This window comes from Pseudomonas sp. PDM27 (assembly GCF_019219205.1).
GTDB classification, from domain to species: Bacteria; Pseudomonadota; Gammaproteobacteria; order Pseudomonadales; family Pseudomonadaceae; genus Aquipseudomonas; species Aquipseudomonas laurylsulfatiphila.
In genome coordinates this window covers 1-24,263 of sequence record NZ_JAHUWF010000016.1, presented here as the reverse complement: position 1 = coordinate 24,263, position 24,263 = coordinate 1, and the positions used below count along the sequence as shown (strand labels likewise).

Below are 24,263 nucleotides of genomic sequence, written 5' to 3'. Positions count from 1 at the left end.
CCCCCGCCAAGAGCGTAGGTTTGAATTGCAAAATATCCAGTTCTGGATAGTCAGAAAGTGAGTGCTTCAGGGCGTTTGCCAGAAATGACCGTTCGCAAAAGCGCTTGGCTGACAGACGCCTGTTTCACCAGCGAAACATGGGCAGCGGTCGTAGCGGCGAGTGGAGCAGTTGGCGGGCTGAAAGCTTCATCAGCATCGAGTGAAAACCGTGATCGGGAAAGGTCGACTGCACGGTCTTGATGAAGCTTCGGGGCAGGCCGAAGCGGACCAGACCCAGGGACACATCCACCAGATCGGCCCGGCGGAAGGGTTCGACGCTGTCGGCACAAGCGCCGCGATACCGACGCAGCTTGTGGTGCTCGAGTATCAACGCACTGACTTGATCTTTGAGTTGCGGGCGTTGTCGGCTGTCGAGATATTCAGTGGCCAGTGCAATGGACGGCGGCAGGTAGTCAAGGGTGTCATCGGTCCAGATACCCAGGTCATGAAACGCCGCTGCGATCTGTACGGCATCCGGGGGCAAGTCTTCGGTACCGCTGAGGGCGGCATGGAAATTCAGCACCCGGTAAATGTGGTTGCGGTAGCCCTGCAGGTCGGCGCCGATGGCCAGGGCGAACGAGGTGAGGATCTCGTCGGTGAGGGGGAATTCGAGAATGGGCTTCATCAGGCGTCACGCAACAGGTCGTTGGCATTGAGCAGCTCGTAGGCAATCTCCGGGCGCTTTTCCATGGCTCGGCGAATGGCGGCCGGGATGTTGGCGCGGGTCTTGCGGCACAGCCCCGGCAGTTCGCCGATCTGGATGCCGATGCCGCGCATGGTGCGCACCTCATTGAAGCCGGGGGCGATGTCCACGCGGATGCCCAACTGTTCGAGCATACGCCGTTGCAGGTGCTCCAGATCGCTCAGGCTCTGCAGATTTTCCAGGCGTTCGATCAGGCGTTTTTCTTCGTTGCGGGTCAGAAACAGGATGCGCAGGTCCGCCCCCGGTGTTTCCAGCAGCGGGTCACGCCCGCAGTCGCAGGCGCCGGGCGGGCAGGGTGAGCGAATTGGAGCGGTGGTGGTCATGGGGATCAATCATAGAGCGCGGTGATTGAGTTTGCCCATAGGGATTTTGGGAGAGTATGCAAAGCAATGTGGGAGCGAGCCTGCTCGCGAAAGCGGAGTGTCAGTCGCCATCTTGGGTGACTGTCAGGCCGTCTTCGCAAGCAGGCTCGCTCCCACAGGTTTTACGGTGAGTCTCGCTTACCTCACTTCAAGACCAGCATCCGGTAAACGCCATCCTCAACCTCGATCCCGTGGGTGTCATGGGTGAAGCCTGGGAAGGATTTGTCGAAAGCTTCCAGTGCCTTGAGATACGCCAGCAGCGGACCGTCCGCAGGGCCTGCGTTCTCACCTGGCATGAGCAACGGGATGCCTGGCGGATACGGCACGATACCGGTGGCGGCAAGACGCCCGGCGGCTTGCTCGAGGGTCACCAGTTCGATGTCGTTGCGCACCAGTTTCTCGTAGGCCTCCACCGGGCTGAACTCGGCTTTTGGCAAGGTGCCGAAGGCCTGGGACATGTTGGCGGTGGTCTTGTGTTTCTTCATGGCGGCGAAGATTTCGTCGGCCAGATCCTTGAGGCCCATGCCGGCATAGCGTCGCTGGTTGGCGTTGTACAGGTCGGGCAGGCACAGCTCCAGCTCGGCGTTGTCGTCGTAATCGCGCTTGAAGTCGAGCAGGGCGTTGAGCAGCGTGCCCCACTTGCCTTTGGTGATACCGATGGAGAACAGGAACAGGATGGTGAAGTCGGTGGTTTTCTCGACCACGATACCCTGGCGCCCCAGGTACGCGGTGATCACACAGGCCGGGATACCGGAGGCGAGCAGGTTGCCGTCGTCGCCCATGCCCGGGGCAAGTACCGACACCTTGATCGGGTCGAGCATGCAGTAGCCGTCTTCGATGTCACCAAAACCGTGCCATACCGCATTCGGGTGCAGGACCCAGCAGTTCGGGTCGGTTTTAAGGGTAGCCGGGTCGACCTCATGGAACGGCACGGTCGCGGCGCCCACCTGTACGGTCGGCGGCTGCCAGCAGGTGAAGAACCAGTCGTCCTTGCTCAGCATCTCGTTGTGCATGCGCGAGAGAACCTGGCGGAAACTGATGGCTTCTTCGATCGACTCGCTGGTGAGGATCTGTCCGCTCGGCGCTTCCATCATGGCCGAGCTGACGTCGCAGGACGCCATGATCGCGTAGTTCGGCGAGGTCGAGGCGTGCATCATGTACGACTCGTTGAAGCGCGCATGTTCAATCGGGTTACGGCCGTCGCGCACGTGGATCATCGAGGCCTGGGACAGCGCGGCCAGCAACTTGTGGGTCGACTGGGTGGCGAACACGGTCGGCTTGGACTTGTCGTGGTCGGCCGGGTTGCCGTGCATGGCATGGCGTCCGCTGTACAGCGGGTTGAAGCGCGCATATCCGTACCAGGCTTCGTCGAAGTGCAGGCGGTCGACGCTTTCGCCCAGCAACTCTTCGACGCGGGTGACGTTGTAGGTCAGGCCGTCGTAGGTCGAGTTGGTGACAATGGCGTGCACCGGCGTCGGGTCGATGCCTTTCTTGACCAGCGGGTTGTTGGCGATGGCGGCTTTCACGCCTTCGGCGCTCAGGGTCTGCGGCAGGATCGGGCCGATGATGCCGTAGCGGTTGCGGGTCGGCACCAGGTAGGTCGGAATGGCCCCGGACAGGGTCATCGCATGCTCGGCGGACTTGTGGCAATTGCGGTCGCACAGGGCGATCTGGTTGCGCGTGACGCTGGCCATGAGAATGACGCGGTTGGACATCGACGAACCGTTGGTCACGTAGTACGTGCGGTGCGCACCGAAGACCTTGGCGGCATAACGTTCGCCCTGGCCGATGGGGCCGCTGTGATCGAGCAGGGAACCCAGTTCGCCGACCGAGATCGACAGGTCGGAACGCAGCAGGTTTTCACCGAAGAACTCGTAGAAGGCGCGCCCGGCAGTGCTCTTGAGAAACGCGGTGCCGCCGGCATGGCCCGGGGTGTGCCAGGAATATTCATAGGTGCGGGCAAACTTCACCAGCGCGCCGAACATCGGTGGCAGGGCCGCCTGACGATAGCGTTCGATGGCGGCCAGGATGCGCCCGCTGAGGAAACCGGTGGTGTCTTCGGGCAGCCAGATGAAGTCGTCGGCGTGTTGCATGACCAGCAACGGAATGCTCGACGCGGTGGTACGGTCGCTGATCAGGAACACCGGCACCCGGGTGTTGCGCTCGCGCAGTTTGACCAGCAGCTTGATGCAGTCGGCGTGGCCGTCGCTGGTGTCCATTTCCCAGCGGATGAGTACGCACTGGACGGCAGGGTCCGAACGCAGGATCGATGCGGCATCCGAAAGGCTTTCCGAAGCCAGGACACTGACGCCACGTCCCTCTACATCGTGGACCAGATGATCCAGGGCGCGGCCAAACACCGTTCGTTTGTCCGGTGGACTGCTGACCAGTAGCGCCAGCATGCCCAGCGAGTGTTTATAGTCCGTCATGCTTGAATCTCCAGAGTGGCTTTATTCAGATTGTTCACCGGCACTGGCTCGGCAGTGAGGTGCTGCGCGCTGACGGTTTGCGTCGGTACGCTGTTGTTGAGTGCTTCGAGGCGGATCAGGCGGTTGTTGACGAAGCCGAACAGGGTGTAGCCGAAGATCGTGGCGACGCCACCGAGCATCAGGGCCTGCTCACCGGAGCTGTACAGCGCCAGGTAGCTGTAGGCCGCCGCGATCAGCGCAATGACGTTGGTGGCCAGCGCCTTGCCTTCCGGCACGTTGGAGACTTTCTGCATGGTCATCAGCGCGGCCATGGACAGGATGTACGGTACCAGGTTGGTCACCACCGCGAGGTTGACCAGGGTGTCGAACTGCTTGCTCAGGTCGGGACTGATGGTGAGCAGGGCCAGTGCGGTCTGTGCGGCGAGCAGCACCAGCATGCCGACAATCGGGGTACCTGCCTTGTTGGCCTTGGCGAAGATCGACAGGAAGTAACCGGTGTCGGCCGAGCTTTTGTACACCTGTGCAATCGTGAACTGCCAACCCAGCAACGAACCGATGCAGGCGAGCACCATGGCCGCCATCACGATGTCGCCGACCATCGGGGTGAACATCTTGGCGAACACCAGGCCGAACGGCGCGGTGGACGCGACCAGTTCTTCGTTGCCGACGATGCCGAAGATGACGTTGGTGGAGACGATGTAGATCACCGCCGCACCCAGGGTGCCGCCCAGCACGGCAATCGGTACGTTGCGCTCAGGGTTTTCCACCGCGTCGGTGTTGGCGCAAGCCGATTCCAGGCCAAGGAAGGCCCACAGGGTGATCGCCACCGAGGCGCCCGCCGCTTCGAACCAGCCTTTGTCATGAGGGTTCCAGCCAGCGGCGTAGACGCTGCTGTCGAAATAGAACCAGCCCACCGTGGACACCAGCACCACCGGTGCAATCACCCCCCAGACGGTGATCGCGCCGATCCGGCCGGTAATGCTCGCGCCGCCAAAGTTGGCGAAGGTGGTAATCCACAACAAGGCAATGGTCGCGAGACCGACTTGCAGGGAATCAAGTTTTATTCCGAACAACGTCTGTATATAGCCAACTGCGGTAATACTGATCGCCACGTTGGCAATCAACAGTGAGAGGCCGTAGGTGTAGTTGGTGATGTAGTTACCGGCTTTACCGAACGTGTATTCGGCATAGCCGCCCATACCGCCGGTCTTGCGGCTGAGCATCCCGCATCGCGCAAAGGCGTAGGCCAGAGCCAGGGAGCCGGTGGCCGTCACCAGCCAGGAAAGAATCGAAATTGCACCGACTTCCGCTAGTTTCGTCGGTAGTAGCACAATGCCTGAGCCCAACATGTTGACTGCGGTCAACATTGTCAGTTGCCCTACACTCATTTTTTTTGCGACTGACATTCCGTTGCCTCACTTAGTTGGCGATTGAGAGTCTTAGCTATAGCAAAGGATTGAAAACTCGCAAGAAATGGCCTCAGCCATCTCGTTTTTTGCACTCATTGGCAAAAAAGGCACGATGCTGGCCCCCAAGTTAAAAAATCCCCCGCAAAATTAGTTCATTTTCAACTAGTTAGATAGGTCAAGATGCGCAAGATATGGATCGCGTTAATTCCGCTAGTTGTTGCGGGTATCAGCAACTCAACGCAAGCCAAAGAACTGGCCACCCAGGATCAATACATGTGCAGTTGGGGCGCGGGCACCGCTGCAAGGGCACAGGAACTCAAGCTTTCAGGGGTTTCTCTATACGCCGCGCGGCAGAAAATCCAGGCCTACAAGTTCTCCAAAACATGGATGCGCATGATGGCACTTGGTATTACAGAGCAAACTTATGACAGTTCGTCGCGATTGAAACCGACTGCCGTACGGCAAAGCTTTTATGAGGACTGCGTCAGGTACAAGTTGGCGCGTAAATAAGGAAGAAGCGGGCGCTGGTCGGATCGACCGCGGCGCGGGCCGGTGACGTCTATATTGATTGACCATCCCGGCGACTGGATGGGTGTTAAAACCGGTTTCCTACAACTCAATCAGGAGGTCAGCATGAACCAGATCGATAAAGTGTTGTACACCGCCCAGACCCACACCACCGGCGGGCGCGACGGCGCCTCCCGCAGCTCCGACGGAATCCTCGATGTGAAGCTGTCTTCGCCAGGTGCGGGCGGTGGCGGTACCAACCCCGAGCAATTGTTCGCTGCCGGGTGGTCAGCCTGCTTTATCGGCGCCATGCAAGTGGCAGCCAGGGAAATGAAAGTGGCATTGCCCAAGGATGTGGCGGTCGATGCGGAAGTCGACCTGGGCACCAATGAAGGCGGCTACCTGCTCCAGGCCCGGCTCAATGTCAGCCTGCCGGGGCTGGACCGTGAGACCGCACAGAAAATCGTCGACACCGGGCACCAGTACTGCCCGTATTCGAAAGCCACGCGCAATAACATCAACGTCGTGCTCAAGCTTGTTTGAGTTGACGTGAAAAGCTCGGCGCCAACAATGACCTGACCCAGGGTGAGCCGAGGGCATTGAAATTGTCGGTGACGGTGGATTTCCACGGGATGTTTTTTGGGCAACTCCTGTGGGAGCGAGCTTGCTCGCGATGGCGGCGTACCATTCAACATCAATGTTGACTGACCTGCCGTAAATCGCGAGCAAGCTCGCTCCCACAGGTACTGTGTTTTACCTGACCCGCAATGTGCGATCTTTTTGACGTTGCGGCGCTACGGGAAAATCAATTCATCTTGCTGTGATCATGCGCCATGTTGCCGTGATCCATGGTGCCAATCGCCTTGGCAACGGCTTCAACCCGGATCGACTCTTTCTCGCCCTTGGCATCTTCGACGGTCAGGGTCAGCGGCACTTTGTCGCCTTCCTTGATCTGGCCCGTCAGGTTCATGAGCATGATGTGGTAGCCATTGGGATCCAGGCTCACTGCTTTACCGGCCGGCAGTGCCACGGAGTCCACTTGCTGCATCTTCATCACGTCGTCTTTCATGCTCATTGCATGAATCTGCACCAGAGCTGCCACCGGCGTTTGCACGCTCAACAGTTTGCTGTCGCTGCTCGCGGTGACGGTCATGAAGGCGCCGCTCGACGGCTGGCCGGCTACGGTGGCGCGGACCCAGGCGTCGTCGACCCGGGTTTGTGCCGACACCTGAAAGGCCAGGCCGACCAGGGACAAGCCCAGTGCCAGTTGCTTGCAACGCTGTGCGAAACGGTTCTTAGCCTGCGGGGCATTCATATCAGCAAACCTCCATTACGGTGAGCAGGTCCTCTGCGCACTCTTTGGCCGTCAGGGACGCGGACAGCCCCAGGCGCAGATTGCCCCGGGAGTCGAAGACATAACTGGTCGCGGTATGGGAGAGGGTATAGGTATCGCCGCTCGGGACTTTCTCAAAGAACACGCCGAATTCCTTGGCGGTGGCGGCGGTTTCTTCCAGGGTGCCGTACAGCGCTTCGAAGCTCGGGTCGAAGGCCTTGACGTACTTGTCGAGCAGCTCTGGCGTGTCGCGCTCCGGGTCCAGGGTGATGAAGATCACCTGCAGCCTTTCGCCATCGCGGCCCATCAGCTTTTTGGCCTGGGCGGCACGGGCCAACGTGGTGGGGCACACGGCCGGGCACTGGGTGAAGCCGAAGAACACCATCGGCATCAGGCCGCGATAGCTGCCCAGCATCCTGGTTTCGCCCTCGGCGTTCGTGAGCTTGAAGTTACGCCCCATGATCTTGTCGCTGAGATCTTTGCCGTACTTGAACGACAGCTTGCTGCTGTCGTCGCAACCGGCGAGCAGGCCCAGGCTCAACAGGCCCATGCCTTGCAGGACAGTTCGGCGGGTATACAAAGTACTCATGGAAAAAAGCATCCTGTTGAACAGGCTGAAACTGACAGCGTGATGACTGTACAGACGAAAAAATCGGGGGGATCTTAACAAACTGTGCCGGTAGCGGCGGGGTGGATACGACCATTGGACCGGCGCAGAGGCGTGACATAGTGTCGCGCCGCAGCATGTTCGGCTGAGGGCAATAGTGCGCTTGTGGCGAGGGAGCTTGCTCCCGCTGGGTTGCGTAGCGACCCCAAAAAAGAGGGCCTGCTGCGCAGTCCAGCGGGAGCAAGCCCCCTCACCACAATTAACGACGCAACTTCGTGCAATGATCCTGTTCCGGCTGTGCGGCCGTGTACCACACGTAATCCGCGCTCTCGGCGGTCACGGTCTTGCCCGCTTCGGCGAGGATCAGCACGGCGTTGCCTTCACCGGCACCGAGGTCTTTCAAGTGCAGCGGCACCCCGAGATCCTTGCGCACGTGAAAGGCCCCGGCCAGCAGCAACGCCGGCGACGGCGCGGCCATCAGGCGTTCGGCCATGCGCCGGTCGCGTTGTTGCTGCACGGCGAGCATGGCCGGCATTTGTGATTCGGGCAGCAGACCGCAATGGGATTGGCGGATGTCGTCCAGCAAGGTCGCCTGCACCTGTCGGGTGGTGGACGCTTCGCCTTTCAACTCAGGGCGCTGTCGATAGATCTGCATGATCTGTGCGCGGTCCAGATTCGCCGCCAGCAGCGGATAGGGTTGGCGCAGCGCGTAGGTGACGAGGGCACCGTAGACACTCCAGTCCCAATTGGCCTGCCAGGCCAGCGCCTTGAACGCATCGGCCGGTGGCTGGTCAGCGCGGGTCGCGGCTTGCGCGGCATCGACTTTGGCCTGTTGATCGGGATTGAGCATCTCCATCAGCAGGCTGCCCTGGGCACGCTGTGCCGCCAGCTCGCGCAGCAACCACAATTGCAGGGCGTGATGGTCCGGGTTGTCGTGCTGTTCGCCGACCAGAACCCGCGGCGCGACGGCCAGGCGTTCGACCAGTTCCTGCGGTGTCAGCGTGCGACCGCTGGCGAGTTCGCGGATGACGCCGAGATCGGCGTGATCGCGCCCTTGCGGGGCAATCGGCGCCGGGGGCGGCGTTACAGAATGGGTTTGGCAGGCAGCCAACAGGCTGAACGCACACAGCAGCAGAAAGCGCATCGGTTTTCCTTGAATAGACATAAGCCCCCTCTATCAATGAAGGAGGGGGACGGTATCAGCGCGCGATGATCAACGGGTGGCCGCGTTCCGGGTGTTGGTGAATCAGCACCTCCAGGCCATACACCGCCGCCAGCGCCTCGGCGGTCAGCACCTGTGCCGGTGGACCGTAGGCGTGGGGCAGGCCCTGTTGCAACAACAGCAGTTGATCGCAGTAACGCGCCGCCAGATTGAGGTCGTGCAGAATCACCAGCACCGCTGCACCGCGCTCGGCAAAGTCGCGCACGGCTTGCAAAATGGTGTGCTGGTGCAGCGGATCGAGCATCGACGTCGGTTCATCGAGCAGCAGGGTTTGCCCTTCGGCCCCCGGCCAGAGTTGAGCGAGCACTCGCGCCAGATGCACGCGCTGGCGTTCACCGCCGGACAGCGCCAGGTAACTGCGCCCGGCAAGATGAAGCGCATCGGCCGCTGACAGCGCCTCGGCGACGATTTCGCCATCGCGCACGCGGCCGCTGGCGTGAGGCAGGCGCCCCATGCCCACGACTTCATTGACCGAAAACGCAAAGTTCAGGCTCGAACTCTGCGGCAGCACGGCCAGGCGCCTGGCCCGTTCCTGGCCCGGCCAGTCGGCGAGCGGACGCTCGTCGAGGCTGACCGTGCCTTCGCTGGTTGGCAGTTCGCCGCACAAGGCGGCGAGCAGGGTGCTTTTGCCGGCGCCATTCGGTCCCAGCACGCCGAGCACTTCGCCGGGGCGCAATTGGATATCGATGTTCGCCAGTACCGTGCGGTTGCCACGACGTACCAGCAAGTTGTTTGCCCGCAGCATCAGGAACGCCCTCGTACCAGCAGATAGAGAAAGAACGGCGCGCCGATCAGTGCGGTCACGATGCCGATCGGCAATTCGGCGGGCGCCAACAGCAGGCGCGCGGCCAGGTCGGCCAGCAACAGCAGGCTGGCACCGGCGAGCAACGACGCGGGCAGTAACACCCGGTGATCCGGGCCGACCAGCAGGCGCATCAGGTGCGGCACCACCAGGCCGATGAAGCCGATCAGGCCGGCCGCCGCGACGGCCGCGCCGACGCCGAGCGCCGTGCACAACACCAGCTCAAGCTTGATGCGCTCGATGTCGAAGCCCAGGTGACGGGCCTCCGACTCGCCCAGCAGCATGGCATTGAGTGCCGCCGCACGACGTGGCAACCACAGTGCCACGCCCACAGTGACGATCAGCAACGGCCACAGGCGCGGATAGCTGGCGCCGTTGAGGCTGCCCAGGTTCCAGAACGTCAGGGTGCGCAGGGTCGCGTCATCGGCCAGGTAGGTGAACAGACCCACGCCAGCACCGGCCATGGCCGTCATCGCCACACCCGCCAACAGCATGGTGGCAACGTCGGTTTGCCCGTTGCGGCGGCCGAAGCGATACACCACCGCCGTGACGATCAAGCCACCGGCGAAGGCGCTGACCGACAGCAGGTAAGGTTCGATGGCCGGTGGCACGCCACCCAGCAAACTGCCGCCGACGATGGCGAGGGCGGCACCCAGCGCGGCACCGCCGGAGACGCCGACCAGGCCCGGGTCCGCCAAGGGGTTGCGGAACAACCCCTGCATCGCCACGCCGGACAACGCCAGTACCGAGCCCACGGCGATGCCGAGCAGGCTGCGCGGCAGGCGGATCTGACCGAGGATCAGCTCCGCCTGTTGTGTGTCCCCACCGTCAAGCGGCAACCCCAGCAGGCGCATCCCGGCCAGCAAGGTATCGCCCAGCGGCAGGCTCACCGGCCCGAGGGCCAGGGACAGCCAGAACACCAGCACCAGCAACAGCAGCAAACAGATCAAGGTCGGACGCGGCCGGAAAATGGCCGTCATGGGTGGGTCCCGGCAGTCTGCGCCTTGACATCCGGATAGAACGCCGTTGACAGACGCGTCAAGGCGTCCGGCACTCGCGGGCCAAGGCCACCGACCAGCAGCGTCGGGTCGATCACCAGCACCCGGCCATCACGCCCGGCCTGGGTTTGCGCCAGGATCGGGTTCTGTTCCAGCAGGGCTTTGCGGGCCGCATCGCCTTGCAGTTTGCCACCGGCGAAGATGATCACCTGCGGGTCCAGGCTCAGCATGGCTTCGCTGGAGACCGGTTTGTAGCCGTTGTGCTCACCCAGGCTCTTGCCGCCGGCCTGCTGGATCATCCAGGCCGCCAGGGTGTCCTTGCCCGCCACTTGCAGGTTGCCACCGGAGTGGCTGAGCAGCATCAGCACCCGGGGCGCCGGTTGCTGTTGCTGCGCCAGTTTGACCCAATCGGCCTGGGTTTGCAGACGCTTGAGGTAGCCCGCCATCTGCGCCTGGGCCTCGGTTTCCTTGCCCAGCAGTTGGCCGAGTTCGGTCAGGTTGTGTTGCAGGGCCGGCACGTCGGCCTTGGCCGACAGCAATTCAATGCGCACGCCGGCGGCCTTGAGTTGCTCCAGCACCGGTGGCGGGCCCATTTCGTTGCTGCCCACCAGAATGTCCGGCTTCAGGGCCAGGATGCCTTCGGCCGCCAGTGCACGCTGGTAGCCGACGCCCGGCAGGCTGTGCAGCGATTGTGGGTACTGGCTGGTGCTGTCGACACCCACCAGCTTGCTTTCGCCGCCCAGGGCGACCACCCATTCGCTGAATGCGCCGCCGGCGCTGACCCAGCGCTGGGGCAGGGCGTCGGCGACGGCCATCTGGCTGACGAGCACGCCGGCACAGGCCAGCAGTGTTTTGATACGCATCGGGACTCTTCCTTAGCCGATCAGAGGGGTGGCGGTTTCAGCCAGGGCACGCCAGTCGTCACGCTCAGGAATGCCTGGCTTGCGCACACCGAACAACTGGATCACCAGTTCGCCTTCGGCATCGAAACCTTCGTAGCTGGTGATGATGCCATCGACGCTCGGCTTGCGCACACGCCACAACTCGGTCACGCCGGTCGTCTTCAGGTGCAGGTTGAACATCGGGTCGAGCACGTTGAACCAGGTGTCCATCCAGCGCAGGTTGTTGACGGTGCCTGAGTGAATCTGGATGCAGTGCTTGTTGCCGACGAACACCATGATCGGTACTTCGCGCTTGCCGGCTTCTTCGATGACCCGGGTCAGCTCGACGGTAGCCAGAGGTTCGGCCCACTCGTGACCGGCCAGGCGCAGGGCCTGGGTGCGCGCCACGTCGTTGCGCTTGAGCAGCATGAAGAAGTCGTGGGTGTCCTTGAGCTGCGACCATTCGCTGCGCAGGGTATCTACATCGACTTCGCTGTCGACGCGTGGCGCCTTGGCCTGTGGCAGCGGTTGCAGGTCCAGTTCGGCCGTCTGTTGTTCGGCACGGAAACGCTCGACCAGCGGCGCCCAGGCAGCATCGAAGCTGGTGGCGGTCAGGTAGACCTTGTGCACGGCCAGGCCCTGGCGGTCGAACACCTGGAGGCTGCGCTGCGGACCGCGCGGGGTGCTTTCATCGACGGCGAACACGCTGGCCCAGCCGCTGAGGAACAGGCGCAGGTCGATGTCCGGCGACAGCACCATGCCCATCTGGCCGCTGCCCATCACGGTCACTTCGCTGTACACGCCTTTGCGTTCGTGCACGCAATGCTCGTTGCGGGTCAGGGCCATGATGGTGCCCAGTTCGCCCAGTGCCGGCAGCAGTTCCTTCCATTCCGGGCGCAGGCGCACGGTGTCGGTGCCCAGGCGGCTGGCGGTCAGTTCAGCTTCGCTGACACCCAGTTTGGCCGCGGCATCGCGGGCGCGCAGGCCGGGTTGTTCGGCGCGCAGTTGTTGCCAGCTCTGGTACAGGGCCGGGGCGACTGGCAGGGCGGAAGTATTGGCGGTCATGTGATGCTCCTTCAGGATCAACGGTTCGCCGTGAGGGCGAATTCTATTGGTATCTCTACGCGGCTGGGCACAGCCCGGCCGTCGACAATTTCGGGGCGGAAACGCCAGGTGGTCACTGCTTCGAGAGCGGCCTGGTCAAGGCTCTCCACCCCCGAGGAACGCACCAGCGTCAGCTTGAGTTGCTGGCCGCGCTCGTCGAGGCGCACCTCGATCCGCACCACGCCCTGCTGGTTGCGGCGGCGGGCAGTGTTGGGATAACGGGGCGCCGGGGGAGGGGTGACGAAAGACGGGCGCAGGCTGACCACCGGGGTGAGCATGGGCGCCGGAGCGGCAGCGACGGGGAGTGTCGGCTTGGCGTTCTGTGCGGGCGCGGCGGCGGGCGTCGCTGCCGGTGCCGGTCGAGTCGGGGTCTGCGCCATGGTGGCCGGAAGCTCCACGGGGTCGGCACGACGGGGTTCCGGTCTGGTTTCGCCACGAGGTTCGGCAGGTGGTTGTGGCTTGCCTGGCGCCTTGACCAGGGACGGCTGGGTGCTGACCGGCAGCGGCTTGACCGGTGTCGGTGCGGTCTCGGCTTTCGCCGTTTCAGGTTGTTTCGTAGGTACAGGCGCAGGTACAGGCGCAGGTGCTGATGCCGGCATCGGGGCAGGTGGGCGCACGGGCTGCGGCGGAGTGGGTGCGGGCACGGCAATCGGTGCCAGCGTCACCAACTGAATCGCCATCGGCGGCTGAAAGGCCAGGGGTTCGGGCGCGGCCTGAATCTCGCGAACGAGCCATCCGGCGCTCAGATGCAGCGCAATCGATAACCCCAGACAACCCCAGAAGTGCTTCATGCACACTCGTTCCAGTTTTAAGCGGAATGCATATGGTAATAATTTGCATTTACAAGTCAAGCTGGTTATCTTCGCCGCCGCTGCCGACGAGCGTTTTTGTATACATCCCATCAGCAGAACGGGGCCAAACGCTTTGTCCATAAAAAAATCAAACACACGCCGGACAGTGTCCGTCGCCCATGCAGACCCCCTTCAACACCCTGCATGCACGTGACCACTGTCAGATCCCAGGAGTAAAAGTTAGATGTCGATCCGCCCGCCATTCGCCATGCGTCCCTGGCTCTGCTTGCTGTTGCTCTCGCCTTCGCTGGCCTTTGCCGCTGAACCCGTTACCCAGTTCGATACCGTCAGCGTGACCGCCACCCGCACCGAGCAGACCCTGCTGCAAGTGCCGAGTACCGTGTCGGTGCACAGCGAGCGTGAAATCGATCAGCAAAACGACAAGGACCTCAAGGATGTGGTGCGTTACGAGCCGGGCGTTTCGGTCAGCGGCACCGGCAGCCGTTTCGGCCTGTCCGGGGCGAACATCCGCGGTATCGACGGCAATCGGGTACTGACCCAGGTCGACGGCGTGCGCGTGCCGCAAAGCAACGCTTTCAGCCCGTTCCAGGACGTGCGCAGCAACTACGTCGACCTCGACACCATCAAGCAGGTGGAAATCATCCGCGGCCCGGCGTCCTCGTTGTACGGCAGCGACGCCATCGGCGGTGCGGTCAGCTACCTGACCAAGGATGCCGGCGAGTACCTCGAAGACGGCGACGACACCTACGCGCGCTTCAAGACCGGCTACGACGGCAGCGATGACAGCTGGCAGCGCAGCGCCACGTTCGCCGGGCGTACCGGCACGGTCGACGGCCTGCTGCACCTGGGTCGCCGCGACGGTCAGTCCACCGACACCGCAGGTAATGTCGGTGGTGTAGGCGCATCGCGCACCGAAGCCAACCCGCTGAACTACACCACCGAAAACGTGCTGGCCAAACTGGGCTGGGACTACGGCGAGGGCGACCGCCTGCAGTTCACCTACGAGCGCTACCAGGATGACGCCAACAGCAACCTGCTGAGCGACATCGTCACCCGCGCCACCCTCACCAGCCCGGCGATTCTCGGCTCCACGGCCGATGACAGCATCGACCGCACTCGCTATAGCCTGGCCCATACCCTGGCCCTGGACAGCGCGATGGCCGACAAGCTGCAATGGCAGTTGAACTATCAGGAAAGCAGCAACGACCAGGACACTTATCAGCAGCGCCAGACCACCTCGCGGGTCAACCGTGTGCGCACCCGCCAGTCGACTTACGACGAACGCCTGTGGAGCCTGAACACCCAGCTCGACAAGGAGTTCGCGATCGCCGACACCCGGCGTCACCTGATCTACGGTGCCGAGGTCAAACGCATCGAGTCGAGCAACAAGCGTACGGGTCAAGAAGTGCGCCTGGACACCGGCGCCATTGTGCCGGCCACGGAGAACTTCCCGGTCAGCGACTTCCCGGATCCGACCAGCGAATCCCTGGGCCTGTTCGTCCAGGACAGTATCGAGGTCGGCCGCTGGACCCTGTTGCCAGGCCTGCGCTACGACTACTACCGTCAGACACCGCACGTCACCCAGGAATACCTCAACGGATTGCCCTCGGACACCGATCCGTCGCGCCTCTCCGACGATCACATTTCGCCGAAATTCGGTGTGACCTATCAGCTGACCGAACACGAAAGCGTCTACGGCCAGTACGCTGCCGGCTTCCGCGCGCCGAACCCGGTCAACATGTACGGCGAGTTCAGCAACCCGCAATTTGGCTACAAGCAAATCGGCAACCCGAACCTCAAGCCGGAAACCAGCAACAGCTTCGAGACCGGCCTGCGCGGTCGCTACGACCTGGGCAGCTTCGGCATCGCGCTGTTCTACAACAAGTACAAGGACTTCATCGAAACGGTCAGCTTCACCGATCCGACCAGCGACATCCCGCTGACCTTCCAGTCGCAAAACGTGAGCAAGGTCACCATCCGCGGTGCCGAAGCCAAGGGTGACATCAAGCTGGACGCCTTCATGCCGGCAGGTACCCGTGCCCTGGGCTCGATTGCCTATGCACGTGGCAAGAATGAAGAAACCGGCGAGGCGCTCAACAGTGTCGACCCGCTCAAGGCGGTCATGGGCCTGGCCTACGATGCACCGAGCGGTGTGTATGGCGGCCAGGTCATGTGGACCCTGGTTCAGTCCAAGGACCGCGTCGACCACAGCGGCGATGCCGACTTGCTGATCAACCGCCAGTTCGAGACCCCGGGCTACGGCACCCTCGACCTGACGGCCTGGCGGCAGGTGACGCAGGAAGTGTCGATCAACGGCGGCCTGTTCAACGTCACCGACAAGAAGTACTGGAACTGGGGTGACGTGCAGGGCCGCGACGAAAACGCAGCGGGTCTTGATCGTATGACTCAGCCTGGGCGTTATGCGGCGGTCAACCTGATCTGGGAGATTTGATCGGTGTGACCTGGTGTTATTCCTGCAGAAATACATGATTTGTGGCGAGGGAGCTTGCTCCCGCTGGGTCGCGCAGCGGCCCCATAAAGGGGACTGCTGCGCAGTCCAGCGGGAGCAAGCTCCCTCGCCACAGGTTTTTGTGCTGTGGCTCAGGACGCAACCTGCATCCTGCTCCGCGCCTCCGGTCGTAAAACCGCGCAACTGCACGAGCGCTGCCTAGACTTTCTGCTTGATCAGCCTGGGGGAGACTGTCGGTCAAGACAACCAGAGGTTCAATCATGAGCACTCAATCGATAGATACCGAACAGATCAACCTGGTGGTGCGTCATTACGTGGAGGGCATGGTCTTCGCCAATGAAGCGCTGTTGCGCAAGGCCTTTCATCCAGACTGTCGCATCATCGGTCACTTCCAGAAGGTGCTTGAATGGGCTTCCCTGGATGAGTTTGTCATCGCCATCAAGGCCGAAATCCCGGCGCCTGCCGGTACGCAGCCGTTTTGGCAGGTGATCAGTCTCGATGTCACCGGCGACGCCGCGGCGGTCAAGGTCATCGATGATTTCGCCGGGATACGGTTTACCGATTACCTGTCGTTGCTGAAGGTGGACGGTCGCTGGGTGATCATCAACAAGCTTTATTACTATCAGGCGTAGTGCGTCGCGCTTCGACGCAAAGGCCTGCGTCTATCTTCATGAAATAAACTCGTGATCATCACGATTTAAATGAGTTTGTCTCACCAGGGCTCAACTACCGACAATGACGCCATCAACCACATGGAGTTTTATTGTCATGGCATTGGCCCATTCCCTTGGATTTCCGCGCATCGGCCGCGACCGTGAACTGAAAAAGGCCCAAGAGGCGTTCTGGAAGGGCGAGCTGGACGAAGCCGGCCTGCGCGCCGTTGGCCGTGACCTGCGCAAGACCCACTGGGACTTGCAGAAAAAGGCCGGGATCGAGCTGTTGCCAGTCGGCGACTTCGCCTGGTACGACCAGGTCCTGACCCACTCGCTGATGTTCGGTGTGATCCCTGAGCGTTTCCGCCCGCACGATGGCAAGGCCAGCCTGCAGACCCTGTTCGGCATGGCGCGCGGTGTGAGCGACAGCTGTTGCGGCGGTGCCCACGCCCAGGAAATGACCAAGTGGTTCGACACCAACTATCACTACCTGGTCCCGGAATTCAGCGCCGACCAGCAGTTCCAGCTTGGCTGGGATCAACTGTTCGAAGAAGTCGAAGAAGCCCGGGCACTGGGGCACAACGTCAAGCCGGTGATCATCGGCCCGCTGACCTACTTGTGGCTGGGCAAGGCCAAGGGCGCCGGGTTCGACAAGCTCGAACTGCTCGAACGCCTGCTGCCGCTGTACGGCCAGATCTTCCAGCGCCTGGCGGCACAGGGCGTTGAGTGGGTGCAAATCGACGAGCCGATCCTGGTCCTCGACCTGCCTCAGGACTGGAAAAACGCCTTCGAACGCGCCTACAACCTGATCCAGCGCGATCCGCTGAAGAAGCTGGTCGCCACTTACTTCGGTGGCCTGGAAGAGAACCTGGGCCTGGCCGCCAACCTGCCGGTGGATGGCCTGCACATCGATCTGGTGCGTGCGCCTGAACAGTACCCGACCATTCTCGACCGCCTGCCGGCCTATAAAGTGCTGTCGCTGGGGGTGGTCAACGGCCGTAACGTCTGGCGCTGCGATCTGGAAAACGCCCTGGCCACCCTGCAGCACGCTCACGAACGCCTGGGCGATCGCCTGTGGGTCGCGCCGTCCTGCTCGCTGTTGCACAGCCCGGTTGATCTGGGCCGCGAAGACCAGCTCGATGCCGAGCTGAAAAGCTGGCTGGCGTTTGCCGTGCAGAAGTGTGAAGAAGTCGCGCTGCTGGCTCAGGCGGTCAACGAGCCCGAGGCGCCGAACGTGCTTGAAGCGCTGAGCCAAAGCCGCGCCGTTCAGGCGGCCCGTGCTGCATCGCCACGCATCCACAAGCCGGCTGTTCAGGCCCGTGTCGCCGCGATCAGCGCCAGGGACAGCCAGCGTCAATCGCCGTTTGCCCAGCGCATCGCCAGGCAACGCGCCGGCCTGAACCTGCCACTGTTCCCGACCACCACCATTGGTTCGTTCCCGCAAACCGTGTCGATCCGTCTGGCGCGCCAGTCGTTCAAGCAAGGCAAGCTGACCGAAGCCGAATACACCGAAGCGATGCACAGCGAGATTCGCCACGCCGTGCAAGTGCAGGAGAACCTGGGCCTGGACGTGCTGGTGCACGGTGAAGCCGAGCGCAACGACATGGTCGAATACTTCGCCGAGCAACTCGACGGCTATGTGTTCACGCGTTTTGGCTGGGTGCAGAGCTACGGTTCGCGCTGCGTGAAACCGGCGGTGATCTTCGGCGACCTGAGCCGCCCGAAAGCCATGACGGTGGAGTGGATCCGCTACGCTCAAGGCCTCACCGACAAAGTGATGAAGGGCATGCTGACCGGTCCTGTGACCATGCTGATGTGGTCGTTCCCCCGTGAAGACGTGACCCGTGAAGTACAAGCCCGTCAGCTGGCCCTGGCCATTCGCGACGAAGTGGTGGACCTGGAAGCCGCCGGGATCAGGATCGTGCAGATCGACGAAGCGGCGTTCCGCGAAGGCTTGCCGTTGCGCCAGGCGCAGTGGCAACACTACCTGGACTGGGCGACCGAAGTGTTCCGCCTGTGCGCCTCGGGTGTGCGTGACGAAACCCAGATCCACACCCACATGTGCTACAGCGAGTTCAACGATGTGATCGAGTCCATCGCCGCCATGGATGCCGACGTGATCACCATCGAAACCTCGCGCTCGGACATGGAGTTGCTGGACGCGTTCGAAGCCTTCGCCTACCCGAACGACATCGGCCCCGGCGTGTACGACATCCACTCGCCACGGGTGCCGGACGCCTCGGAAATGGCCAACCTGTTGCGCAAGGCCGCCAGGCGCATTCCCGCCGACCGCCTGTGGGTCAACCCGGACTGCGGCCTGAAAACCCGCGGCTGGCCGGAAACCGAAGCGGCGCTGGTGCACATGGTCAACGCTGCGCGTCAGTTGCGTAAAGAATGGGCCTGAGGCTTTGCTGGATCTACCACTGAACTCTGTGGGAGCGAGCTTGCTCGCGAAGGCGGCATGACAGACACCGGTGTAGTGACTGCCAGACCGCAATCGCGAGCAAGCTCGCTCCCACAGTGACCTGGTTAGTTCGCAGATTTTGCGTAAAGTCCTGAACCTGTGGGAGCAGCCTGCTCGCGAAGGCGGCATGACAGACACCGGTGTAGTGACTGCCAGACCGCAATCGCGAGCAAGCTCGCTCCCACAGTGACCTGGTTAATTCGCAGATTTTGCGCTCAACCGCTGAACCTGTGGGAGCGAGCTTGCTCGCGATGACGGACTGTCAGGCGACATCGATGTCGAATGTGCCGGCCTCTTCGCGGGCAAGCCCGCTCCCACAATGATTTGGTTAGTTCGCAGATTTTGCGCTCAACCGCTGAACCTGTGGGAGCGAGCTTGCTCGCGATGACGGACTGTCAGGCGACATCGATGTCGAATGTGCCGGCCTCTTCGCGGGCAAGCCCGCTCCCACATTGATTTGGGTAGTTCGCAGATTTTGCGCTCAACCGCTGAACCTGTGGGAGCGGGCTTGCCCGCGAAAGCGGTAGATCAATCGCTGATGATGTTGGATGTGCCGCGCTCCTACAACCGCCGCTCGGCCACCAACAGCAACGACTGCGGCACAGGGCTTTGCGGGTGCTGCGGTTCTTGCAGGCCGGCCAGTACAAAACCCGCCATGTCCAGCGCGTTGAGCCAACTGGACAGGGTGCGGAAGTACCACGGCATGGGCTGCCACTGGCCCTTGAATCCGGCAAAGGTCTCTTCCCGCCAGCCATCCTGATAGTCGCCCGCCGCAACGGCCCACGGGTGCAACGTCTGGATCACCAGCGCGCCGCCAGGGGCGAGCAGGCTGTTCATGGCGCCGAGCAGGGGGATGATGTCCTGATGCAGCAGGGCGAAGTTGGCGCAGATCAGGTTGTAGTCGCGGCCGATGTCGACGGCTGCCTCTGCCAACTGTTCATAGCTCGCCAGATGCACCGGTGCCGCGCCCGCCGTCCGCGCCGCTTCCACCAGCGTCGCATCGCCATCCACACCGACCGCCTCGATGGCCCGGTCCGTCAGCGCACGCAACAGCCAGCCTTCGCCGCAACCCAGGTCGAGCACCCGCTCGGGCTGGCGCCCCAGCACCGCCAGCAGGATGGCCTGGTCGGTGACCTTCAGACGGCTTTCGATGGTGCCCGTGCGGATGGCGTCGATCCAGGCCCGGGCATTGTGGTGCCAGCTGTCGAGGAGGGTGGATTCGGGGGCGGGCATGGCGTTGTCCGACGCTATTTGGCAGTTGCCAAATGATAGGCAACCAGCGCGTTGGCGTGGCCATGCCCCATGCCGTGTTCGGTCTTGAGCCAGGCCACCATTTCCATGTGTTTCTTGTCGCTGAGGGTTTTAAGCAGGTCCAGCCAATGGCTGATCGGCTGCCCATACTTCTTCTCGATTGACGGGAAGTACGAAGCCGGTCCTTTTGGTTTTGTCTCTTCGGTCACGATGCAAACTCCCTTTTCGCTTTTGTGGGTTCGAAAGCAGCACCGGTTACGTTACTGATTTGCCGTCGGCGAGTCCATCGTTCCAGCGGTCATCCCGTCATCGATCGCGATGCCCTGGGCGCGCATGGCCTTGATCAACTCGCTGCGGGTGCCGGGCAGGTTGAGCATGGTCTGGGCACGCAGCGCCGTGACTTCTTCGGCGGTGTAGGGCTGATAGTCCGCCGGCAGGCTTTCGCCCGCCATGCCGTCTTTACGCATCAGCCAGTTGAGCAAGTCCGCCAGTTGCGCGTTATTCAGCGCCGACTGCGACATGCCCGGCACCCGCACGAGGAATTCGCGGCCGCCCGGTACCTTCAGGAAGTTGCCGACAAAGCCTTTCATCCGTGGCGTGTCATTGGCGGCGGAACCCGTGCCGTCGCCCAGGTGGCAACCGGCGCATTGCAGCTGATAGTTGACGCCGACGCCGTACCCGGCCTGGGCAATCGGTTTTTGAACCGCTTCGTTGCCCGGCGCATGGCCCTGCGCCGGGTCGGGAATGGCCCGGGCGAACGCGAGCGGGGCGCTCAGGGCGCAGACGAGTCCGAGCAATATCAACCTACGCATGAAACAGACCTCCGCTGATGACCGGTTTGGCACGTTAATGTAGGAGCGAGCCTGCTCGCGAAGAACTCAAGGGCACCGCGTTGAACCAGATAGCCCGCGTTATCGTTGACGTTCTTCGCGAGCAGGCTCGCTCCTACAGGTACACACACAAAGCAGTAAAAAAAGAAAAGCAGCCACAGAAAAAAAACCGCCGATTGCGCAAGCAACCGGCGGAAAGTGCGCGTTTAGACGGCGACGCCGCGGATTACCGAAACGGTGCAGTGGTAGATGTGCGACTTGGCGGCCAGGCACCAGTTCACATCGTTGTTGTTGAACGGGCGGTAAGCCGGTTCTTCACTGTCGTTTCGGGTACAGGCGCACTGGGCGCAGCTTTGCTTACCGCAGCAGTCGTTGTAGGAGATGATGTAGTCCTTGCCATCGGCCGGGTTGCGGCAGGTGCCGATCCAGGTCACTTGCGAGGCTTCGGTGCCTGGCGGGCAGGAGGTCACCGAACCGCCGCAGCAGCTGCACAGAAAGCCGTCGATGGAGCAGTAGCGCCAGTAGTCGCAGCTGTTCGGATCACCCGGGTCGCCAGCCTGCGCCGGCTCCGCGGCCAGGGCCTTGCTGGTACGGTCCAGCGGCAGCAGCAAGGGCAGGGCGGCACCGGCCACCATCAGCGAGCCCATGCGCGACAGCAATTTGCGGCGCGAAGTGGTGTCGGCCACGCGGCGGGTCGAGCGCTCGAACAACAGATCCAGCAGTTTCATAAAGGTCTCCCTGCCTAATCAGTGGCTATGGCCGTGGCTGTGGTCGTGGGTGTGGGGTTGGGCATTGAGGTACTGCTGCAGCGTGGCGTGCTTGAGGTGCTCGACTTCGAACAGGCTGTCCAGGTGCTCGCGGGAGTTGACCAGGCCCTTGGCGCGCAGGGTGCCGGCCTTGTCGATCAGCGCGGCGTACGGCAGCTTGCCGATCTGGTAGGTCATGCCCACTTCCGGGCCGACCACGTAGGTGGCGTCTTCGAGTTTGTGTTCACGGATCAGCGCTTGCTGGGCGTCCATGTCGCCATCGCTGACGAACACCACGTCCAGGCTGCCCGCTTGTTCCTTGGCGATGGATTTGATCGCCGGCAGCAGCGACTTGCAGATCGGGCAGGTCGGCGAGAGGAAGAACAGCAATTGCGATTTTTCACCGGCATAGCCGAAGTTCACCGGGCGACCGTGACGATCGCTGGCAGTGATTTGCGGCGCGGGTTCATTGACCGCCACGCCTTTGTCGACCATCAGTGCGCCGGCGGGGGCCAGACGCCCGTGCAGCACGCCAATCTGCCGCACCAGGCCCATGACGACAAACGCCACGGCCACCAGCAGCACCCAGAGCAGAACGTTGGAAACAATCAAGCCTTCCATTTCGATTACCTACCAATCAATTTGAGCAGAAGAGGGGAGTTCGCCAGCAGGCCATCGGCCGCGGCGTAGATGAGCAACGCGACTGCGGCGGCGGCCAGGGTCACGAAACCATCGAACAGGTTGAGGTCGCGGGCCACCGGGGCCACGCTGGCCACCAGCGCAAGCAGCACCAGTGCGCTGTTGCGCGCCAGCAGGACCGGGCGCAGCGGTTGTGCCTGGTCGGGACCGGCGCAACCGCAGTCGATGTCCGCGCGACCGCGCCACAGGTTGATGCCGATGGCGGCGGCGTACAGCGCCAACAGGCTGGCCGCGCCTATTGCGGCGTAACCACGGCTGACCGGCACCAGCAGGGCAAAGGCGATGGCCAGTTCCAGCAGCGGCACCAGCCGTGCCGTCGGGCGCACCAGCGCCTGGGGCAGCAGTTGGTAGTCCGCCAGTTGCCGGGCGAAGCGGGCCGGCGCGCGCAACTTGTGGGTCGCGGCGCTGGCCAGCAACACCGCGATGGCGATGGCGCTGGCAATGATGAAGATCGGATCTGTGTGCATGGCCGAACCTCTCAGTAGCTCAGGACCTGAGTCGCGGTCTTCGCGACTTTCGGCATGCTGCCGGTGAGCTTGTTGGTCTTCAGATCGAAAATCTGCAAACCGCCTTCCACATCGGTGCCGAGCAACAGCGGCTTGTCGTCACCGGTGGCTTGCATGCTCCACACCGGAACCGGGGCTTCCAGGGTCGCTACCTTTTTGTGGGTCTTGAGGTCGAACGCCCAGATCAACGGGCTCGGGTCTTCCCACTTCATGGCTTCGTGGGCGTCGTGCATCAGCACGTACAGGCGGTCCAGCTTCGGTGCCACGGCCATCAACTGCCAGCCACCCGGTGCCCAACCGGCCTTCTTTTCTTCGTCGGTAACCAGCGACCAGGACGGTAGGATCTTCGGCGCGCTACCTGCGAAATCCACCGGACGCACGGTGCCGGTCGTGGTGGTGAAGTAGTAGGTGTCACCGACGTTGACCGCACGCTCCACCAGTTTTTCCGCATTTGGATCAAAGAACGGCGTGCGGCTGCGCGCGGTTTCCTGGCCCTGATCGTTGAGGGTCACCACTTGCAGGCTGCCGTCGCCGCACAGCGAGGCGAAGCGGCGGTTGCCGATCGGGTAGTTGAGCACGCAACCGGGAATGGCGATTTCCGTGGCAACGGCCTTGGCCTGGGTATCGACCACAGTGACCGAGGTCGACGGGGTGAAGTTGTAGACATAGACGAACTTGTCGTCGCCACTCGGCTTGAGCGCATAACGCTGGGTCAGCGATTCGGCGCGCTTGTTCGGGATCAGCACTTCCCAGGCCGGCGACAGGGTCGAACTGTCCCACGCGGTCAGCACATCGGTACGGGTACCGCGGGTGCCGCGCGAATACCAGATGTCCGCGCTGTAGAGGGTCTTCTTGTCATGGCTGAGGGTCGACGGCGCGGCAAAACCGGTCGGCACCATGCCGAGGATGCGCTTCTGGTCCGGGTCGACCACGGTCACGCGGCCAGCGACGAAGCTGTCGAACTCGACGTCGATGACAAACGCGCGGTGAGCTTCGGGTGGAAACGCCAGAACGGTCTGGCCAATCGTACCGGCGGGCAAATCCGCGCGGGCACTGTTCAAACCGAGTACAAGCAGGCTCAGGCCAAGCGCTGACTGTACGGAGATCCTGTTTGTTCGCATAAGGGGAACTTCCTGAATTGTTGGTAACGCGGATCGCGGGTGCTTTGGCAGATTTTTACCCTTTGATTCTGCCGTGCCCCGCGATCAGGAGAATTGCCCTGCCTGCCAAGTGTTTGTGTGTCTGTGCCAGTCGTGATGAACAGCGAAAAGATCGCAGCCTGCGGCAGCTCCTACAGGGGGCGCATTACCCTGTAGGAGCTGCCGTGTAGTGGTCGAACATTTTTGGACCATGATGTAGGAGCATCGACTTAAGGACGCATCATGGGATATCGGGTTGTTACATCTGAGGAAAAAGCGGAAGCCATCCGCTTGGTA

General features: G+C 62.3%; 24 protein-coding genes. 5 read left to right on the top strand and 19 right to left on the bottom strand.

Annotated features, from left to right (window positions below; all coding sequences use genetic code 11):
* Positions 1-124: 124 nt before the first annotated feature.
* The 4 genes from KW838_RS26035 to potE all read right to left on the bottom strand — a co-directional run bounded on the left by KW838_RS26035 (position 125) and on the right by potE (position 4,939).
* A complete protein-coding gene (locus KW838_RS26035) occupies positions 125-664 on the bottom strand; it encodes an HD domain-containing protein (protein ID WP_218503981.1) in 540 nt (179 codons plus the stop codon).
* The gene (locus KW838_RS26030) at positions 664-1,065 is read right to left on the bottom strand and encodes a hypothetical protein (protein ID WP_015094584.1); all 402 of its coding nucleotides are present in this window, start codon (positions 1,063-1,065) and stop codon (positions 664-666) included. Before KW838_RS26030 ends, KW838_RS26035 begins: the two co-directional genes overlap by 1 nt.
* 182 nt (positions 1,066-1,247) lie before the next feature.
* The gene (locus tag KW838_RS26025) at positions 1,248-3,533 is read right to left on the bottom strand and encodes an Orn/Lys/Arg decarboxylase N-terminal domain-containing protein (protein ID WP_102701696.1); all 2,286 of its coding nucleotides are present in this window, start codon (positions 3,531-3,533) and stop codon (positions 1,248-1,250) included.
* The gene (gene potE / locus KW838_RS26020) at positions 3,530-4,939 is read right to left on the bottom strand and encodes a putrescine-ornithine antiporter (protein WP_102701695.1); all 1,410 of its coding nucleotides are present in this window, start codon (positions 4,937-4,939) and stop codon (positions 3,530-3,532) included. The genes KW838_RS26025 and potE overlap by 4 nt, the downstream gene beginning before the upstream one ends.
* Positions 4,940-5,122: 183 nt before the next feature.
* Between potE and KW838_RS26015 the strand changes: the two genes are divergently transcribed.
* On the top strand, positions 5,123-5,452 hold the full coding sequence (locus tag KW838_RS26015) for a hypothetical protein (RefSeq protein ID WP_015094587.1): 330 nt from the start codon (positions 5,123-5,125) through the stop codon (positions 5,450-5,452).
* Between the two features lie 123 nt (positions 5,453-5,575).
* Positions 5,576-5,992, top strand: coding sequence for an organic hydroperoxide resistance protein (locus KW838_RS26010; protein ID WP_095968188.1), 417 nt, complete (start codon positions 5,576-5,578; stop codon positions 5,990-5,992).
* A gap of 262 nt (positions 5,993-6,254) precedes the next feature.
* On the opposite strand, the gene KW838_RS26005 is transcribed toward KW838_RS26010, so the two are convergent.
* From KW838_RS26005 to KW838_RS25970, 8 genes are all read right to left on the bottom strand, one after another.
* On the bottom strand, positions 6,255-6,764 hold the full coding sequence (locus tag KW838_RS26005; RefSeq protein ID WP_218503980.1) for a copper chaperone PCu(A)C: 510 nt from the start codon (positions 6,762-6,764) through the stop codon (positions 6,255-6,257).
* A 1-nt stretch (position 6,765) separates the two neighbouring features.
* Positions 6,766-7,371, bottom strand: a complete 606-nt coding sequence (locus KW838_RS26000; RefSeq protein WP_218503979.1) for an SCO family protein — start codon at positions 7,369-7,371, stop codon at positions 6,766-6,768.
* Between the two features lie 277 nt (positions 7,372-7,648).
* Positions 7,649-8,533 carry a ChaN family lipoprotein gene (locus tag KW838_RS25995; protein ID WP_218504075.1) on the bottom strand — a complete coding sequence of 295 codons (885 nt, stop codon included), beginning with the start codon at positions 8,531-8,533 and terminating at the stop codon, positions 7,649-7,651.
* A gap of 55 nt (positions 8,534-8,588) precedes the next feature.
* Positions 8,589-9,356, bottom strand: a complete 768-nt coding sequence (locus tag KW838_RS25990; protein WP_102701690.1) for a heme ABC transporter ATP-binding protein — start codon at positions 9,354-9,356, stop codon at positions 8,589-8,591.
* Positions 9,356-10,339, bottom strand: a complete 984-nt coding sequence (locus KW838_RS25985; RefSeq protein WP_173900848.1) for an iron ABC transporter permease — start codon at positions 10,337-10,339, stop codon at positions 9,356-9,358. The genes KW838_RS25990 and KW838_RS25985 overlap by 1 nt, the downstream gene beginning before the upstream one ends.
* A 50-nt stretch (positions 10,340-10,389) precedes the next feature.
* Positions 10,390-11,274, bottom strand: a complete 885-nt coding sequence (locus KW838_RS25980) for a hemin ABC transporter substrate-binding protein (protein ID WP_218503978.1) — start codon at positions 11,272-11,274, stop codon at positions 10,390-10,392.
* Positions 11,275-11,286: 12 nt separating this feature from the next.
* The gene (locus KW838_RS25975) at positions 11,287-12,357 is read right to left on the bottom strand and encodes a hemin-degrading factor (RefSeq protein ID WP_218503977.1); all 1,071 of its coding nucleotides are present in this window, start codon (positions 12,355-12,357) and stop codon (positions 11,287-11,289) included.
* Positions 12,358-12,374: 17 nt separating this feature from the next.
* Positions 12,375-13,187, bottom strand: a complete 813-nt coding sequence (locus tag KW838_RS25970; RefSeq protein ID WP_218503976.1) for an energy transducer TonB — start codon at positions 13,185-13,187, stop codon at positions 12,375-12,377.
* Positions 13,188-13,431: 244 nt separating this feature from the next.
* On the opposite strand from KW838_RS25970, the gene KW838_RS25965 reads away from it, so the two are divergent.
* From KW838_RS25965 to metE, 3 genes are all read left to right on the top strand, one after another.
* A complete protein-coding gene (locus KW838_RS25965; protein WP_218503975.1) occupies positions 13,432-15,660 on the top strand; it encodes a TonB-dependent hemoglobin/transferrin/lactoferrin family receptor in 2,229 nt (742 codons plus the stop codon).
* A gap of 278 nt (positions 15,661-15,938) precedes the next feature.
* Complete coding sequence (locus tag KW838_RS25960) at positions 15,939-16,310, top strand: nuclear transport factor 2 family protein (RefSeq protein WP_218503974.1); 372 nt, start codon at positions 15,939-15,941, stop codon at positions 16,308-16,310.
* 136 nt (positions 16,311-16,446) lie between these two features.
* Positions 16,447-18,735 carry a 5-methyltetrahydropteroyltriglutamate--homocysteine S-methyltransferase gene (gene metE / locus KW838_RS25955; protein ID WP_218503973.1) on the top strand — a complete coding sequence of 763 codons (2,289 nt, stop codon included), beginning with the start codon at positions 16,447-16,449 and terminating at the stop codon, positions 18,733-18,735.
* A gap of 621 nt (positions 18,736-19,356) precedes the next feature.
* Here metE and KW838_RS25950 read toward each other — a convergent pair.
* The 7 genes from KW838_RS25950 to KW838_RS25920 form a co-directional block, all read right to left on the bottom strand.
* Positions 19,357-20,028, bottom strand: a complete 672-nt coding sequence (locus KW838_RS25950; protein WP_218503972.1) for a bifunctional 2-polyprenyl-6-hydroxyphenol methylase/3-demethylubiquinol 3-O-methyltransferase UbiG — start codon at positions 20,026-20,028, stop codon at positions 19,357-19,359.
* A gap of 14 nt (positions 20,029-20,042) precedes the next feature.
* Entirely contained in the window at positions 20,043-20,255 is a 213-nt protein-coding gene (locus KW838_RS25945; protein ID WP_218503971.1) for a DUF4287 domain-containing protein, read from the bottom strand.
* Between the two features lie 51 nt (positions 20,256-20,306).
* Positions 20,307-20,858: a cytochrome C gene (locus tag KW838_RS25940; RefSeq protein WP_218503970.1), complete on the bottom strand. Its 552-nt coding sequence runs from the start codon at positions 20,856-20,858 to the stop codon at positions 20,307-20,309.
* A gap of 224 nt (positions 20,859-21,082) precedes the next feature.
* On the bottom strand, positions 21,083-21,604 hold the full coding sequence (locus KW838_RS25935; RefSeq protein WP_007978110.1) for a methylamine dehydrogenase light chain: 522 nt from the start codon (positions 21,602-21,604) through the stop codon (positions 21,083-21,085).
* A gap of 18 nt (positions 21,605-21,622) precedes the next feature.
* Complete coding sequence (gene mauD / locus KW838_RS25930; RefSeq protein WP_085728207.1) at positions 21,623-22,243, bottom strand: methylamine dehydrogenase accessory protein MauD; 621 nt, start codon at positions 22,241-22,243, stop codon at positions 21,623-21,625.
* Between the two features lie 5 nt (positions 22,244-22,248).
* Complete coding sequence (locus KW838_RS25925; protein WP_218503969.1) at positions 22,249-22,788, bottom strand: MauE/DoxX family redox-associated membrane protein; 540 nt, start codon at positions 22,786-22,788, stop codon at positions 22,249-22,251.
* Between the two features lie 11 nt (positions 22,789-22,799).
* On the bottom strand, positions 22,800-23,948 hold the full coding sequence (locus tag KW838_RS25920; protein WP_095968170.1) for an amine dehydrogenase large subunit: 1,149 nt from the start codon (positions 23,946-23,948) through the stop codon (positions 22,800-22,802).
* Positions 23,949-24,263: the final 315 nt, after the last annotated feature.

What these genes read in the sequence shown, in the direction of transcription:
- KW838_RS25960 (WP_218503974.1), top strand. Translation starts at nt 15,939, where the DNA reads ATGAGCACTCAATCGATAGATACCGAACAGATCAACCTGGTGGTGCGT.
- KW838_RS25965 (WP_218503975.1), top strand. Translation starts at nt 13,432, where the DNA reads ATGTCGATCCGCCCGCCATTCGCCATGCGTCCCTGGCTCTGCTTGCTG.
- KW838_RS26005 (WP_218503980.1), bottom strand. Translation starts at nt 6,764, where the DNA reads ATGAATGCCCCGCAGGCTAAGAACCGTTTCGCACAGCGTTGCAAGCAA.
- metE (WP_218503973.1), top strand. Translation starts at nt 16,447, where the DNA reads ATGGCATTGGCCCATTCCCTTGGATTTCCGCGCATCGGCCGCGACCGT.
- KW838_RS25995 (WP_218504075.1), bottom strand. Translation starts at nt 8,533, where the DNA reads ATGCGCTTTCTGCTGCTGTGTGCGTTCAGCCTGTTGGCTGCCTGCCAA.
- KW838_RS25925 (WP_218503969.1), bottom strand. Translation starts at nt 22,788, where the DNA reads ATGCACACAGATCCGATCTTCATCATTGCCAGCGCCATCGCCATCGCG.
- KW838_RS26035 (WP_218503981.1), bottom strand. Translation starts at nt 664, where the DNA reads ATGAAGCCCATTCTCGAATTCCCCCTCACCGACGAGATCCTCACCTCG.
- KW838_RS25975 (WP_218503977.1), bottom strand. Translation starts at nt 12,357, where the DNA reads ATGACCGCCAATACTTCCGCCCTGCCAGTCGCCCCGGCCCTGTACCAG.
- KW838_RS26025 (WP_102701696.1), bottom strand. Translation starts at nt 3,533, where the DNA reads ATGACGGACTATAAACACTCGCTGGGCATGCTGGCGCTACTGGTCAGC.
- potE (WP_102701695.1), bottom strand. Translation starts at nt 4,939, where the DNA reads ATGTCAGTCGCAAAAAAAATGAGTGTAGGGCAACTGACAATGTTGACC.
- KW838_RS26010 (WP_095968188.1), top strand. Translation starts at nt 5,576, where the DNA reads ATGAACCAGATCGATAAAGTGTTGTACACCGCCCAGACCCACACCACC.
- KW838_RS25970 (WP_218503976.1), bottom strand. Translation starts at nt 13,187, where the DNA reads ATGAAGCACTTCTGGGGTTGTCTGGGGTTATCGATTGCGCTGCATCTG.
- KW838_RS25940 (WP_218503970.1), bottom strand. Translation starts at nt 20,858, where the DNA reads ATGCGTAGGTTGATATTGCTCGGACTCGTCTGCGCCCTGAGCGCCCCG.
- KW838_RS26000 (WP_218503979.1), bottom strand. Translation starts at nt 7,371, where the DNA reads ATGAGTACTTTGTATACCCGCCGAACTGTCCTGCAAGGCATGGGCCTG.
- KW838_RS25920 (WP_095968170.1), bottom strand. Translation starts at nt 23,948, where the DNA reads ATGCGAACAAACAGGATCTCCGTACAGTCAGCGCTTGGCCTGAGCCTG.
- KW838_RS25980 (WP_218503978.1), bottom strand. Translation starts at nt 11,274, where the DNA reads ATGCGTATCAAAACACTGCTGGCCTGTGCCGGCGTGCTCGTCAGCCAG.
- KW838_RS26015 (WP_015094587.1), top strand. Translation starts at nt 5,123, where the DNA reads ATGCGCAAGATATGGATCGCGTTAATTCCGCTAGTTGTTGCGGGTATC.
- mauD (WP_085728207.1), bottom strand. Translation starts at nt 22,243, where the DNA reads ATGGAAGGCTTGATTGTTTCCAACGTTCTGCTCTGGGTGCTGCTGGTG.
- KW838_RS25935 (WP_007978110.1), bottom strand. Translation starts at nt 21,604, where the DNA reads ATGAAACTGCTGGATCTGTTGTTCGAGCGCTCGACCCGCCGCGTGGCC.
- KW838_RS25990 (WP_102701690.1), bottom strand. Translation starts at nt 9,356, where the DNA reads ATGCTGCGGGCAAACAACTTGCTGGTACGTCGTGGCAACCGCACGGTA.
- KW838_RS25950 (WP_218503972.1), bottom strand. Translation starts at nt 20,028, where the DNA reads ATGCCCGCCCCCGAATCCACCCTCCTCGACAGCTGGCACCACAATGCC.
- KW838_RS26030 (WP_015094584.1), bottom strand. Translation starts at nt 1,065, where the DNA reads ATGACCACCACCGCTCCAATTCGCTCACCCTGCCCGCCCGGCGCCTGC.